15 protein-coding genes are annotated in these 14,952 nt (G+C 42.8%); 7 read left to right on the forward strand and 8 right to left on the reverse strand.

Annotation, left to right across the window (positions count from 1 at the left end; all coding sequences use genetic code 11):
• From ftsQ to lpxC, 4 genes are all read left to right on the forward strand, one after another.
• Window positions 1-807, forward strand: coding sequence for a cell division protein FtsQ (gene ftsQ, locus ACGF7G_RS09075; protein ID WP_387464881.1), 807 nt, complete (start codon window positions 1-3; stop codon window positions 805-807).
• A 39-nt stretch (window positions 808-846) separates the two neighbouring features.
• Entirely contained in the window at window positions 847-2,103 is a 1,257-nt protein-coding gene (ftsA, locus tag ACGF7G_RS09080; RefSeq protein ID WP_012777290.1) for a cell division protein FtsA, read from the forward strand.
• Between the two features lie 63 nt (window positions 2,104-2,166).
• Window positions 2,167-3,327, forward strand: a complete 1,161-nt coding sequence (ftsZ, locus tag ACGF7G_RS09085) for a cell division protein FtsZ (RefSeq protein ID WP_036842753.1) — start codon at window positions 2,167-2,169, stop codon at window positions 3,325-3,327.
• Between the two features lie 98 nt (window positions 3,328-3,425).
• Window positions 3,426-4,343 carry a UDP-3-O-acyl-N-acetylglucosamine deacetylase gene (gene lpxC / locus ACGF7G_RS09090; RefSeq protein ID WP_036839045.1) on the forward strand — a complete coding sequence of 306 codons (918 nt, stop codon included), beginning with the start codon at window positions 3,426-3,428 and terminating at the stop codon, window positions 4,341-4,343.
• 92 nt (window positions 4,344-4,435) lie between these two features.
• Here lpxC and ACGF7G_RS09095 read toward each other — a convergent pair whose 3' ends face one another.
• Complete coding sequence (locus tag ACGF7G_RS09095) at window positions 4,436-4,960, reverse strand: DUF721 domain-containing protein (RefSeq protein ID WP_387464883.1); 525 nt, start codon at window positions 4,958-4,960, stop codon at window positions 4,436-4,438.
• A gap of 32 nt (window positions 4,961-4,992) precedes the next feature.
• On the opposite strand from ACGF7G_RS09095, the gene secM reads away from it, so the two are divergent.
• The 3 genes from secM to mutT all read left to right on the forward strand — a co-directional run bounded on the left by secM (window position 4,993) and on the right by mutT (window position 8,819).
• Window positions 4,993-5,517, forward strand: a complete 525-nt coding sequence (gene secM / locus ACGF7G_RS09100; protein WP_387464885.1) for a secA translation cis-regulator SecM — start codon at window positions 4,993-4,995, stop codon at window positions 5,515-5,517.
• 80 nt (window positions 5,518-5,597) lie between these two features.
• Window positions 5,598-8,309, forward strand: coding sequence for a preprotein translocase subunit SecA (gene secA / locus ACGF7G_RS09105; protein ID WP_387464886.1), 2,712 nt, complete (start codon window positions 5,598-5,600; stop codon window positions 8,307-8,309).
• A gap of 117 nt (window positions 8,310-8,426) precedes the next feature.
• On the forward strand, window positions 8,427-8,819 hold the full coding sequence (gene mutT, locus ACGF7G_RS09110; RefSeq protein WP_036842761.1) for an 8-oxo-dGTP diphosphatase MutT: 393 nt from the start codon (window positions 8,427-8,429) through the stop codon (window positions 8,817-8,819).
• 38 nt (window positions 8,820-8,857) lie between these two features.
• Here mutT and yacG read toward each other — a convergent pair whose 3' ends face one another.
• The 7 genes from yacG to nadC form a co-directional block, all read right to left on the reverse strand.
• Window positions 8,858-9,055 carry a DNA gyrase inhibitor YacG gene (gene yacG, locus ACGF7G_RS09115; protein ID WP_133814816.1) on the reverse strand — a complete coding sequence of 66 codons (198 nt, stop codon included), beginning with the start codon at window positions 9,053-9,055 and terminating at the stop codon, window positions 8,858-8,860.
• A gap of 30 nt (window positions 9,056-9,085) precedes the next feature.
• Window positions 9,086-9,838: a cell division protein ZapD gene (gene zapD / locus ACGF7G_RS09120; RefSeq protein WP_387464888.1), complete on the reverse strand. Its 753-nt coding sequence runs from the start codon at window positions 9,836-9,838 to the stop codon at window positions 9,086-9,088.
• On the reverse strand, window positions 9,831-10,454 hold the full coding sequence (gene coaE / locus ACGF7G_RS09125; RefSeq protein WP_387464889.1) for a dephospho-CoA kinase: 624 nt from the start codon (window positions 10,452-10,454) through the stop codon (window positions 9,831-9,833). The genes zapD and coaE overlap by 8 nt, the downstream gene beginning before the upstream one ends.
• Before the next feature lie 91 nt (window positions 10,455-10,545).
• The gene (gene hofC / locus ACGF7G_RS09130) at window positions 10,546-11,745 is read right to left on the reverse strand and encodes a protein transport protein HofC (RefSeq protein ID WP_387464891.1); all 1,200 of its coding nucleotides are present in this window, start codon (window positions 11,743-11,745) and stop codon (window positions 10,546-10,548) included.
• Window positions 11,745-13,190 carry a type II secretion system protein GspE gene (gspE, locus tag ACGF7G_RS09135; protein ID WP_387464892.1) on the reverse strand — a complete coding sequence of 482 codons (1,446 nt, stop codon included), beginning with the start codon at window positions 13,188-13,190 and terminating at the stop codon, window positions 11,745-11,747. Before gspE ends, hofC begins: the two co-directional genes overlap by 1 nt.
• A 41-nt stretch (window positions 13,191-13,231) precedes the next feature.
• A complete protein-coding gene (ppdD, locus tag ACGF7G_RS09140) occupies window positions 13,232-13,657 on the reverse strand; it encodes a prepilin peptidase-dependent pilin (protein ID WP_133814813.1) in 426 nt (141 codons plus the stop codon).
• A 201-nt stretch (window positions 13,658-13,858) separates the two neighbouring features.
• Entirely contained in the window at window positions 13,859-14,749 is an 891-nt protein-coding gene (nadC, locus tag ACGF7G_RS09145; RefSeq protein WP_387464894.1) for a carboxylating nicotinate-nucleotide diphosphorylase, read from the reverse strand.
• Between the last annotated feature and the right edge of the window lie 203 nt (window positions 14,750-14,952).

The following is a 14,952-nucleotide window of genomic DNA, read 5'->3' on the forward strand; positions in this document are numbered from 1 at the left end:
ATGTCTCAAGCGGCCCTGAAAGTAAGGGAGCGGGATAATGAAAATAACAGTTCCCGCCCCAGTAACGGCTCTTATTTGGCAGGGCTTATTTTCTTCCTGATGGTCATTGGGACCATTGTTTGGGGTGGCTTGGCCGTCCTGAACTGGATGAAAGATGCTAATAGATTGCCTATTTCAAAATTGGTGGTAACGGGTGAGCGTCACTACACTACCAATGATGATATCCGGCAGGCAATTTTGTCATTAGGGCAACCGGGAACTTTCATGACGCAGGATGTGAATATTATTCAGCAACGTATTGAACGGATGCCGTGGATAAGACAAGTCACTGTTCGTAAACAGTGGCCTGATGAACTGAGAATTCATCTGGTAGAATATGTTCCTTATGCGCGTTGGAATGATTCACAGATGCTGGATGCAGAAGGGCTGGTATTTAGTATACCGGCTGAATGGGAAGCTAAAGGCAATTTCCCGATGCTTTATGGTCCACAAGGCAGCGAGAAAGAGGTACTTGATGGCTATCGGGCTATGGCTAAACTTCTTGCTGCCAATAAACTGAAATTGAAAGTGGCGGCAATGACTGCGCGTCGTTCCTGGCAACTGACACTGGATAATGATATCAGGCTGAAGCTGGGAAGAATGGATACAACAGGCCGTATTAAACGTTTTATCGAGCTTTATCCGCTGCTACAGCAGAACACAAAGAAAAGAGTAGATTATGTGGATTTGCGTTATGACAGTGGTGCCGCTGTAGGTTGGGCACCTTTACCAATTGATGTTCCTAATGCCCGGGTCAATGGGCAATAAACAGTTACTAGCAATAATATAGAGGCAGGCAGAACAACAATGATCAAATCGACGGACAGAAAATTAGTAGTTGGCCTTGAGATTGGCACAGCAAAGGTATCTGCCCTTGTTGGTGAAATTCTGCCCGATGGTATGGTTAATATTATCGGGGTGGGAAGCTGTCCATCCCGCGGTATGGATAAAGGCGGTGTAAACGACCTGGAATCGGTTGTTAAATGTGTACAGCGGGCTATCGATCAGGCTGAATTGATGGCAGATTGTCAAATTTCTTCTGTTTATCTAGCGTTATCTGGAAAACATATCAGTTGTCAGAATGAAATCGGGATGGTTCCTATTTCTGAAGAGGAAGTCACCCAAGAAGATGTAGACAATGTTGTTCACACTGCCAAATCCGTTCGTGTACGTGATGAATACCGGATACTGCATGTTATTCCTCAAGAATACGCTATTGATTATCAGGAAGGCATTAAAAATCCGGTGGGGCTTTCCGGCGTGCGTATGCAGGCGAAAGTTCACTTGATTACTTGCCATAATGATATGGCGAAAAATATTGCAAAAGCCGTTGAGCGCTGTGGTTTGAAAGTCGACCAGCTTATTTTTTCCGGGCTGGCTGCCAGCTATGCTGTTTTGACTGAAGACGAGCGTGAACTGGGCGTCTGTGTGGTAGATATTGGAGGCGGGACGATGGATATTGCGGTGTATACCGGCGGAGCGCTGCGTCATACCAAAGTCATCCCTTATGCAGGTAACGTCGTCACCAGCGATATTGCTTATGCCTTTGGTACTCCACCAAGCGATGCAGAAACGATAAAAGTACGCCACGGTTGTGCGCTAGGTTCGTTGGTCAGCAAAGATGAAAGTGTGGAGGTACCAAGTGTCGGTGGACGCCCACCACGTAGCTTACAGCGCCAGACGCTGGCTGAGGTCATTGAGCCACGTTACATCGAATTACTGAATTTAGTGAATGATGAAATCCTGCGATTGCAGGAACAGTTACGCCAGCAGGGTGTTAAACACCATCTGGCTGCGGGTATTGTCCTGACCGGTGGTGGTGCTCAGATTGATGGTTTGGCTGAATGTGCCCAGCGTGTATTCCACGCTCAGGTGCGTATTGGTCAACCTCTTAATATTACTGGTCTGACGGACTATGCGCAGGAGCCCTATTATTCAACAGCAGTAGGGTTGTTGCATTACGGAAAAGCCTCTCACCTTAATGGTGATGCGGATATTGAAAAACATGCTTCAGTGAGTCGCTGGTTTAAAAAAGTCAGTAGCTGGCTGAAAAAAGAGTTTTAATTTTATACAGAGACTGCATCTGTTTTTTGGTCTCGCTATAAAGGCACAAAGCGGAGAGAAACTATGTTTGAACCAATAGAATTAACCAATGACGCGGTGATTAAGGTCATCGGCGTCGGCGGTGGCGGCGGTAACGCTGTTGAGCACATGGTGCGTGAGCGCATCGAAGGTGTTGAATTCTTTGCAGTAAATACGGATGCTCAGGCATTGCGTAAAACTGCTGTCGGCCAGACTATCCAGATTGGTAATGGTATTACTAAAGGTCTGGGGGCTGGTGCAAACCCGGAAGTTGGTCGTACTGCTGCGCAAGAGGATCGTGATGCATTGCGCACTGCTCTTGATGGTGCGGATATGGTATTTATCGCTGCGGGTATGGGCGGTGGTACTGGCACTGGTGCAGCACCTGTAGTAGCTGAAATCGCAAAAGAACTTGGGATTTTGACTGTTGCCGTCGTTACCAAGCCTTTCAATTTTGAAGGTAAGAAACGTATGGCGTTTGCTGAACAAGGGATCACTGAACTGTCCAAACATGTGGATTCATTGATTACCATTCCTAATGACAAACTGCTGAAAGTGCTTGGCCGCGGCATTTCACTACTGGATGCTTTCGGGGCAGCGAATGACGTCTTGAAAGGAGCAGTTCAGGGTATCGCTGAACTGATCACACGTCCAGGTTTGATGAATGTTGACTTTGCTGACGTGCGTACCGTGATGTCTGAAATGGGCTACGCGATGATGGGTTCGGGTATTGCGCAGGGTGAAGACCGTGCGGAAGAAGCGGCTGAAATGGCGATTTCCAGCCCACTGCTGGAAGATATCGATTTGTCAGGTGCTCGTGGTGTTCTGGTTAACATTACGGCTGGCTTTGATCTGCGTTTGGATGAGTTCGAAACTGTGGGTAACACTATTCGGGCATTTGCATCTGATAATGCAACCGTCGTTATCGGCACCTCTCTGGATCCAGACATGAATGATGAGTTGCGTGTGACCGTGGTTGCCACTGGTATTGGTATGGATAAGCGCCCTGAAATTACGCTGGTTACCAATAAAGCATCTCAGTCAAGCGTCATGGAACACCGTCATCAGCAAATATCTGGCGGTATGTCTTCGCTGTCAGAAGAAAATAAACCCGCTGCAAAAGTGGTGAATGACCAAAGCGCACAAACTAGCAAAGAACCCGATTACTTGGATATTCCTGCATTTTTGCGTAAACAGGCCGATTAATAGCTAAAAAATTGGATTCTCCGCTTTTTGTGCTAAACTTCCCCGCCAGCCATAGTGTATAGTGGTTGGCAGGATGGATAACATTGCGAGATAAAATGATGATCAAACAAAGGACACTTAAACGTATTGTTCAGGCGACTGGCGTCGGTTTGCACACCGGTAAGAAAGTCACGCTGACAATGCGCCCAGCACCGGCTAATACCGGGGTCATCTATCGCCGCACTGACTTGAATCCACCGGTTGATTTTCCGGCAGATGCAAAATCCGTGCGTGATACTATGCTCTGTACTTGTCTGGTAAATGAGCATGACGTGCGAATCTCAACGGTCGAGCACCTGAATGCAGCGCTTGCAGGGCTGGGTATTGATAATATTATTATCGAAGTTGACGCGCCAGAAATTCCTATTATGGATGGCAGTGCCAGCCCGTTTGTCTTCCTGCTGTTGGATGCGGGTATTGAAGAGCTGAACACATCTAAAAAATTCCTGCGCATTAAAGAAGCTGTACGTGTGCAAGAGGGCGATAAGTGGGCAGAGATGACACCTTATAATGGTTTCAGTCTGGATTTCACTATTGACTTTAATCACCCTGCGATTGATTCAAGTTCTCAACGTTACTGTCTGGATTTTTCAGCGGAAGCGTTTGTTCGCCAAATCAGTCGTGCGCGTACTTTCGGCTTTATGCGTGATATTGAGTACTTACAATCTAAAGGCTTATGTTTAGGCGGCAGCTTTGATTGTGCGATTGTTGTTGATGACTATCGCGTACTTAATGAAGATGGCTTGCGTTTTGAAGACGAATTTGTCCGTCATAAAATGCTGGATGCAATCGGTGATCTGTTCATGTGTGGTTATAACATCATTGGTGCATTTACTGCGTTCAAATCGGGTCACGCGCTGAACAATAAACTGCTGCAAGCAGTTCTGGCTCAAGAAAGTGCATGGGAACTCATCACTTTCGAAGATGAAGCTGAAATGCCGCTGGCTTTTCGTGCTCCATCGACTGTAATGGCATAACGCTTTAGTGTGCCAGAGAATAACTCAATGATGCATCTCAGTGGGTTATGCTATCAGTGATTTAGTTCTCGCTGATAATCTTTTACTCAGCGTTAACATTTCTTCCTAGCTGTGCTGGCACTCTCTCCGGCCAGTGCAGCTAATCGTTCTAATCTTTCCTTCAGCTTCTTGGGACTACGATTCGCTAATATAATGAGTTCCTTGGCGCTTTCCTGACTTAATTGACGTACCGGTAAGGTTTTATGCTTATCACTCGTTGTTTTTGCGAAGCTCTGCGCACTATTGTTATGCTTAATCATTAGTGATGGATTAATCCTGATGTCGATGGAAGACAATGATGGTAGAATTTCGCTTCTTAACGCAGAGAGTAACATTGGCAGCTCGTAACGTAATCTAGTCATCCAACTGGCGTTTCCTGCTTCCAGTACCAGAATTTGTTTGCGATAATTGGCGACCCGGCACCAAGGATGTAACTGTGCGGGAAGCAAGCTGGTAACGGCACGGTTAAGTTTTAACAAAGCGACGGCACGTTGCTGGATAACATGTAGCGGGTTTTTCTCAACGGCAGCGGCGTCTTCAAAAAGAACATCTAATGATTGTGGGCGGCTATCGCGCATAATAAAAATAGCTCCGATATAATGAAGGATTAATGGGTATTCTAAATCTTTGGCGACAATTTGGCAGACGTTATTTCTGGTCACATCTATTATTGGGTGTGGTTGCAGCAAGTATTGGCGTTCCTACCGTTTTCGCGGGTGTTACGGCGAATATTGCACAAGCTAATACGTCATCCAGCCAGAATTGGCAAAATCAGGCTTTATCGGCTTTTGATAACCTGTTCTCATTGCAAAATGTTCAACGTCAGCCTACCAATGGGGTTAATTACTGGCAACAACATGCTGTGCGCAATGTTATCCGGCAGCTTTCTTTTGCTTTTTCTGTTTCCCTGCCTATGAGCAATGAAACAGCAAAACAAAGTACCCGGTTAAGTTCTTCCAGTATTCAGCAGCTTGTGCTGGAAACGCTGAATGCATTGTTAATTAGGAAACCTGAGCCACCTGAGCCGGTTTCAGATATACAGTTTCTGACTGTTGCACCACAATCTTCTCATACCCCAGTGTTTTGGATTGCCAAAGCTCAAGGTATTCGTGCAGGCCCTGCTGCTTACCTCTGAATCTTCTTTTTTACAAATTTCGAAATAAATAACTATTTGCTGGCTGCGAAATAACGGCCTTATCTGAGATGTAATTAACTATGCTGATTAAATTATTAACTAAGGTTTTTGGTAGTCGTAATGATCGTACACTGCGTCGTATGCGTAAAGTTGTTGATGTCATCAACCGCATGGAACCCGAATTTGAAAAATTGTCTGATGAAGAATTGAAGGGTAAAACAGTCGAATTCCGTGCTCGTTTGGAACAAGGTGAATCGCTGGAGAATTTGTTACCTGAAGCATTTGCAACAGTACGTGAATCGAGTAAGCGTGTGTTTGCTATGCGTCATTTTGACGTTCAGTTACTGGGTGGTATGGTTCTGAATGAGCGTTGTATTGCTGAAATGCGTACCGGTGAAGGTAAAACACTCACAGCGACTTTGCCTGCTTATTTGAATGCACTAACTGGACGTGGTGTTCACGTAGTCACCGTGAATGATTATCTGGCACAGCGTGACGCTGAAAATAACCGTCCATTATTTGAATTTCTGGGGTTGAGTGTGGGTATCAACCTGCCAGGTATGCCCGCACCCGCTAAACGCGGAGCATATGCGGCGGATATTACCTACGGCACTAACAACGAATATGGCTTTGATTATCTTCGTGACAACATGGCATTTAGCCCGGAAGAACGTGTTCAGCGTAAACTGCATTATGCGCTGGTGGATGAAGTTGACTCCATTCTGATTGACGAAGCGCGTACTCCATTGATTATTTCCGGCCCGGCTGAAGACAGTTCTGAACTTTATATCAAGGTCAATAAGCTGATCCCTAAACTGATTCGCCAGGAAAAAGAAGATTCAGATACTTTCCAGGGAGAAGGCCACTTTTCTGTTGATGAGAAATCCCGTCAGGTTAACTTAACGGAACGCGGTCTGGTTCTGGTTGAACAATTGTTGGTGGAAGCGAAATTGATGGAAGAAGGTGAATCTCTGTACTCCCCAACTAACATCATGTTGATGCACCATGTTACTGCTGCCCTGCGTGCCCATGTTCTGTTTACCCGTGATGTTGACTACATCGTGAAAGAAGGTGAAGTTATTATTGTCGATGAGCATACTGGCCGTACTATGCAGGGGCGTCGTTGGTCTGATGGGTTGCATCAGGCTGTTGAAGCGAAAGAAGGCGTAGAAATTCAGAATGAAAACCAAACTCTAGCTTCAATCACTTTCCAAAACTATTTCCGTCTGTATGAAAAACTGGCTGGCATGACCGGTACGGCAGATACAGAAGCATTTGAATTCAGCTCGATTTATAAGCTCGACACCATTGTGGTGCCGACAAATCGCCCAATGATCCGCAGTGATTTGCCGGATCTGGTGTATATGACTGAAGCGGAAAAAATTGAAGCTATCATTGAAGATATCCGCGAATGTACCAGTAAGGGGCAGCCAGTATTGGTGGGAACGATTTCTATTGAGAAATCTGAACTGGTTTCCTGTGAGCTGACTAAAGCCGGTATTGAGCACAACGTGCTTAACGCTAAATTCCACGCAATGGAAGCAGATATCATTGCTCAAGCGGGTCAGGCAAGTGCAGTAACTATTGCGACTAACATGGCTGGTCGCGGTACTGACATTGTGCTGGGTGGTAGTTGGCAGGCAGAAATTGCTAAATTGCCGGAACCAACAGAAATTCAGATTGAAGAGATTAAAGCTGCATGGCAGGAGCGTCATGATATCGTTCTGGCGGCGGGTGGTTTACACATTATTGGTACCGAGCGTCATGAATCCCGTCGTATTGATAATCAGTTACGTGGTCGTTCTGGTCGTCAGGGGGATGCCGGCTCATCCCGTTTCTATTTATCAATGGAAGATTCACTGATGCGTATTTTTGCATCTGATCGCGTCACCGGCATGATGCGTAAACTTGGTATGAAACCCGGCGAGGCGATTGAACATCCGTGGGTGACCAAAGCCATTGCCAATGCTCAACGTAAAGTAGAAAGCCGTAACTTTGATATCCGTAAGCAATTGTTGGAATACGATGATGTTGCTAACGATCAGCGCCGTGCTATTTATGCCCAACGTAACGATTTGCTGGATGTCAGTGATGTTAGTGAAACTATCAACAGTATCCGTGAAGATGTCTTTAAAGCAACTATTGATACTTATATTCCGCCTCAATCTTTAGAAGAGATGTGGGATGTAGAAGGTTTGCAGCAGCGTTTAATGGCCGATTTTGATTTGGAACTGTCGATCAAAGAGTGGCTGGATAAAGAGCCTGAGCTACACGAAGAAACTTTGCGTGAGCGTATCTTTGAACAGGCTGTTGAAATCTATAAACGTAAAGAAGAGATTGTCAGCCCTGAAATGATGCGTAACTTCGAGAAAGGTATCATGTTGCAGACTTTGGATATGTTGTGGAAAGAGCATCTGGCAGCAATGGATTACCTGCGTCAAGGTATCCACCTGCGTGGCTATGCTCAGAAAGATCCAAAACAGGAATATAAACGAGAATCTTTCGCCATGTTTGCAAACATGCTGGAGTCACTGAAATATGAAGTGATTAGCACATTGAGCAAAGTTCAGGTGAGATTACCTGAAGAAGTCGAGGCTCTAGAGCAGCAACGTCGTGCGGAAGCTGAACGTTTGGCAAGACAACAACAATTAAGCCATGAAGTGGAAAAAGGTGCTTTGATGTCTAAAACAGAAGCTCAGATTGCCAATGGTACCCGTAAAGTAGGTCGTAATGATCCTTGTCCTTGTGAGTCGGGTAAAAAGTATAAACATTGCCACGGGCGCTTGCAGTAATGATAAAAAGGCGGGAAACCGCCTTTTTACTGTTGGCTTTAAGCGGGTGACTTTGAATATGAACCTTGATTGTTGGTTGCTTAATAACTGAAACGAATAAATGAAGATGATAGTAATATGGAAAAGAAACACCTGTATATAGCCGCTGGGATTATTAGAAACTCACGACATGAAATTTTTATTACTCAGCGTCATGCCGATACTCATATGGGCGGTTTTTGGGAATTTCCTGGCGGGAAAGTCGAAAAAAAGGAAACATCTGAACAGGCTTTAGTGCGTGAGTTACAGGAAGAAGTTGGTATTACTGCTACTCATTATGAATTGGTAAAAACGGTTGAACATGATTTTCCTGACAGGTTGATTACCCTGTATTTCTTCTTGGTGGATGGATGGGAGAATGAACCTTTCGGCAAAGAAGGGCAACTTTCCCGGTGGGTATTACAGAAAGATTTAATTGCTGACGAATTCCCACCCGCTAATCGCAGTATTGTTGCATTACTTACTGCTTAAATTGCAAATAGCCGCATTATGATTAACGCGGCTACTTATTATTGTTCCGGTTGTTCACTCCAATCGTCACTATCGGAATTTTCACTTTGGCTCGGTATCCGTTTCTCTTCATTTGCCCACTTGCCTAAATCAATTAACTGGCAGCGTTTACTACAAAATGGACGGTATGGACTTACTTCTCCCCAAACCACACTTTTACCGCATGTTGGGCACTCAATCGTCAATAATTCAGACATAATCACTCTCCTGATAACTCGCTTGTCATGTTAGCAGCATGCTAGTTCAAATGGTAAATGAATGGGCACACCTCCTTGTTCACTATCCAATGGTAAGAAGCGGATAGCAAAGCGGGTCTTGTGACCGGAAATTTGAGGAAACAGTAAAGGTTTTAATGGTAAACGTAATCTCAGTAAATCTGCACCTTCTGCCGTATCCTGATGAAAACCGTTTTTACTGACCTCAGAACGGAAAATAGCAGATTGGCGAATGAGTTCTAAAATACTTTCCAGCGCTTGTTGGAGTGGTAGCAAGCTATCAATCCAGAAGGAAACCATTTTATCTCTTTCTGACTGTGGCAAGTGAAGCCATAAATGCAAGGTGGGTAGATCAAAACCACAACAGCCACTTGGAATACTGAGGCGCTGGCGCACCATACTGATAATTTTATCTTCTTTAAGGGATTGCCCTAGCCGTGGTGCTTTGCTTAATGCAGCAGCTCGCTCTTTCAATCTTAATCTGAAACTATTGACGATATTAACATCAACATCAGGTAGTTCAGCCCATTGTTTTAATTTTGCCTGTTGGCGTTCTAACTCTTTTAGCAATTCTGAACGTACTTCCCCTCGTTCAAGAACTTCAAGTAGTTCAGCAACCGTGCGGAAGAAGGCGAGGCTGCTTGCCAGCGAGTCTAAATGACGCTGGCTGGTGAGTTGTTGCAGGGAGGATTCAATCCGCAACCATGATCGCATCTTTTCATTCAGTGGGTGTTCAAAAATGATTGTAGAAGTTGTGTCACTCATCATGATTATCCTGTCTGACTGATTCAGCTAATCTTAAATATTGTTGATGTAGTTCGGCAACACGAGGAGCAATTGCCTGTGCGTTATCATGATTTGAGATAACGTCATCAGCATAAGCCAGTCTTTCACTACGAGATGCTTGTGCAGCCAAAATATTTTCGACTTGTTGATAGCTAATACCATCACGGATGGCTACCCGGCTAATTTGTATTTCAGGTGGAGTGTCAACGACCAGGATCCGATCTGCCAGATGCCCCAAATTATTTTCGACTAATAATGGGATAGCCCAAATAACATAAGGTGCAATTATCTGTTCTAATTGCCGTCTGGTTTCTTGATGTATCAGAGGATGAAGAAGCTGGTTAATCCATTGTTTTTCTTGTTTATTTGTGAATATTTTCTGGCGTAACAGTGCTCGATTAAGGCTACCATCTGGTATCAATATGTCATGACCAAAGTGTTCTGTGATGGCTTGTAAAGCAGACGTTCCAGGTGCAACGACTTCTCTGGCAATAATATCTGCATCAACAAGAGGAACACTGAGAGCTGCAAAAGCGTTGGCGATAGTCGTCTTACCGCTGCCAATCCCACCTGTGAGTGCAATAATATAAGTCATCCTATCCCTTCATATTACTTGATAGTATTTCAGGATTGTAACCGAAAGGGGGCAGATGACCTAGAGGCAAAACCAGAGAATCGTTTTTACTTCAAGTGAGTACCGTACCCAGCTGAAAAATAGGTAAATACATTGCGAGCAATAGTATGCCGACAATAGCGGCTATTATGACTATAAGTATTGGTTCTAGTAACTGAGTCATATTATCAGAAATTTCCAATGCTTGTTGTTGGTACCAGTTAGCGAGATTTCCCAATAACAGTTCCAGATTACCCGATTCTTCGCCAACACTGACAAACTGTTGACACAATGCAGGAAAACAAGATTGTTGCTTCAGTGTTTCGCTCATTGGTATCCCTTGATTAATTTGGACTCGTAAGAATTTAGTCGCTTTTAAAAAGACCGGGTGATTTATTGATGCAATAGCACTGTCTAACCCTGCGGTGAGTGTCAGGCCGGCTTTTTGTGTCATAAACAAAATATGAAAAAGTTGCCCTAATTGCTGACAGCTAATTAATTTTGCAATAACGGGTAAATGTAAAATCAGATTTTTCTCACGGATAATCCATATCGTATAACGTTGGCGTAATTGCAGATAAAATAGGAATAGTGCTATTAACCCAATAGTGCTATAGACACCATATTGGATCAGCCAATTGGAAACCATTAGTAAAGTGCGAGTTAGCAGAGGAAGCTGTGCGTCAAATGAATGATAAATATGTTCAAATTCAGGTAAGACAAAAATCAGCATTAATAAAATAATGATGATGGCAACAACAGTAATAATCAGAGGATAGCGTAGTGCTTTTGTTATTTTTTTCTGCAACGTGTCTTGCTGTTCCTGTTGTTTAACCAACAATTGACAGCAGATTTCTAATTGCCCTGTTAATTCTCCAACAGCAATAAGTTGGCAAAATAAAGGTGGAAAGAGAAATGGATAATTTTTTAATGAGGCAGAGAACGATTCTCCGCGGGTAATTTTCTTACTAATATCTGACAATACACAATGCCATAATGGATTGCCACATTCACGAATAAGAATATTCAAGCAATTCAATAATGGCATTCCTGATGATAATAGTGTTGCCAATTGACGAATAAAGTTCAGACGGTAGCCAATTTGTTGTTGGTGGTAAAATATCCATTTCTCACATTTTATATTATAAGGTTGCAATCCGGCATGGATAAGTTGCTGATATAAAACTTTCCGGCTATCACATAATGATTTACCTTTTGATATTTCACCTTTGTTGTTAACTGCTTGCCAATTATAAAGATAATGAACTTTCATTACTCTTCCTGCCCTGTGACCTGATAAATTTCTTCCAGTGTAGTAATCCCTTGTTCTACTAATGAAATACCGGATGAAAGTAAGGTGTCTTTTCTTTGATTCATAATAATTTTTTTTACATTTTTAGGGTTATTTTCTGATAATATTTGTTGAATTTCATATGTTATTTCTAAAAATTCATAAATAGCGGTTCGGCCATAATAACCAGAAAAGCAATGTTCACAACCGACGGCTAGCCATTGCTTGATAAATAAAGAATTATTTCCAATACTAACAATCGTCTCTTCTGTTTGTTGATTGCGGCAATGAAGACATAATTTTCTGACAAGCCGTTGAGCGATAATTAATTTGATACAAGACGCTGCCATATAACCTGAAATACCCAGATTCTGTAGGCGGGATAATGTATCTACAGTAGAATTAGTATGTAATGTAGAAAGCACTAAATGGCCTGTTTGTGCCGCTTTCACTGAGATTTCGGCTGTTTCGCTATCACGTATTTCTCCTACCATAATGACATCGGGATCTTGTCGTAATAATGCCCGTAATACTTTGGCAAAATTGAGTTCAATTTTACTGTTCGTCTGTGTCTGATTAATGCCATTAAGTGGGATTTCAACCGGGTCCTCTACACTGCAAATATTCTTTTTATTCTGATTTAGATATTGTAAACAGCTATATAAAGTCACTGTTTTTCCACTGCCCGTCGGGCCGGTCACTAAAATCATTCCTTGTGGTAATTCTAATTTTTGTTGGAGCTGCTTTAATAATTGATCAGGAATACCTAATTGATCCAGTGACAGTTGCCGCATGGTATTTAAGATCCTGAGCACAACTTTTTCTCCGTGTATTGTTGGCAGGGTAGCCATACGGATAGCGTAGTTGTGCCGTGCGTCATACCAATCAAATTGTCCATCCTGCGGCAGTCGTTTTTCAGCAATATTCAATTTCGCCATTATCTTAAGACGTGCGGCAATACTTGCATTCATCTGAGGCGATGGAGAGGACAAGAGATGTAATGCACCATCAACCCGAATACGAATACGATAACCTTGCTGGAATGGTTCAAAATGAATATCAGATGCACGCCGTTGAATTGCAGTTAATAAAGTTTGATTAATCAATTGAATGACGGGTGCATCATTCCCATCTGCATTGATATCAGTTGTGAGGGGTAATAAAGATGCCTCCTCCTCGGGTAAGTGATTGAGTGAAATATTTTGATGCAATACTGATTCAATTTTTGCCCGTGGCCAAATCTCTACATTAACGATGCGTCCGGAAATAAAGCGTAATGCTGATAATAAATCATCATTAGGTAATTCGCTGCTGGCAATTGTTATCGTATTATCATCTTTTTTTATCACAATAGATTGATGACGCTGACAAATATCATGAATTTCTCTTTCCATCAATGTATTTTCTGTTTCCGAAGGTGAGTTCATTATTGTTTCCTGCGTAAATATATGTTTATAAGAATGATGAATTAAAACTTGAATACTTCCTGACACCGGTTCTTTAATGACACACTTGCTGACTCACATTTATTCATCCATCTGATCGTACCTGTTTGTATATTTTGTGTCGGACTCAAAATAACCCGGATATTTTTCAGGCTTTGCTGACCATTAATGGTGACTTCTCCATCTTTAACTGAAATGCTTCCGATATATCTGCTATTATGGTTATTGGGAATTGATACTGCCCCTGAATTGCAACCTTTAAAATCTTCAGTTTCAAAACTGCAAAGTTCTATGCCTGATTTGTAAGGTACAATAGCTTGTAACATATCGGTTAAGGCGGCCTTCTGAATATATCCCTGATAACTGGGAATACCAATAGCACTTAAAATGGAAATAATGGCAATAGCAACCATAATTTCCATTAATGTGAATCCTTGTTGTTGGCTCATGTTTTTTCTCCGTGTTGTTGTACTGCTCCATAAATAATGAAGGAAAAGGAAAAAAATAAAATAGGATATAGAGAGATTATGGAATTGGCTCGAAAAAAGACTTTTGGATTGCAATATTTTCAGAAATATTTACGGTGGTGCTCGCAAATCTGTTAGTGATGAATTGCGGATTTACACCACCATCAATATTATTGTTGATGTTTACTGAAAGCGCATAGATAGATCTAATGCTTTGATATGTTTGGTTAATGCTCCAACGGAAATGAAGTTAATGCCTGTTTCGGCATAGCTGCGCAGGGTATCCAAGGTTATATTACCTGATACTTCTAAAGCGGCTTTACCTGATGTGATGGCGACGGCTTCTTTCATCATTGGAATAGTAAAATTATCTAACATAATAATATCAACATTGGCTTTCAGTGCTAGGATCAATTCATCCAGGGTTTCGACCTCGACTTCAACAGGGACATCAGGGTGAGAATAACGGGCTTTATCTACTGCCTGTTTAATAGAACCATTGGCAATAATGTGGTTCTCTTTAATAAGGAAAGCATCAAATAACCCAAGGCGGTGATTATTGCCCCCGCCGCAAAGTACCGCATACTTTAGGGCTGTGCGTAATCCTGGCAATGTTTTACGGGTATCGAGTAACTGGGTTTTTAAACCAGTAAGAAGGCGGACATAATGACTGACTTCTGTTGCAACACCAGAGAGAGTCTGAATAAAGTTAAGGGCGGTGCGTTCACCGGTCAACAATACAGATGCAGGGCCTCGTAATACACAGAGTTTTTGGTTGGCTGTAATTGCATCACTGTCTTTTACCAACCATTCAATGGAGGTTTGGTCACCTAATTGAGTGAAAACTTCATTCAGCCATTGTCGCCCACAGAAAATACCCTCTTCCCGGGTAATAATTATTGCGGTGGCTTGTTTATCTACCGGAATTAACTGACCGGTAATATCAGCAGTGAAATCGGTGTTGCCACCCAGATCTTCTTTTAGTGCGAGGGTGACACTGGCAGGAATGTCGTTCTGTAAGCGTTCCATCAAAACAGCACGACGCTGATCTACACTGTAATTTTGTTTTGTCATTAAAAAGCTCCGGAAGTGATAACAATATTGATGGTCTTAACATGCTACCCTGTTGTGCAGTGAACAACTACTATCTTGGTTTTGTCATCAGATTGAATGAGTAAAAAATGCGGTTGCATACGGGGTGAAGTTTGGTGGATTTTATCTTGATCAGCTCTACTGGAACATTGAATACAGCAGGTGACTTATGCAGGAATAGCCGG

This window comes from Photorhabdus sp. RM323S (assembly GCF_042879375.1).
GTDB lineage: Bacteria > Pseudomonadota > Gammaproteobacteria > Enterobacterales > Enterobacteriaceae > Photorhabdus > Photorhabdus tasmaniensis.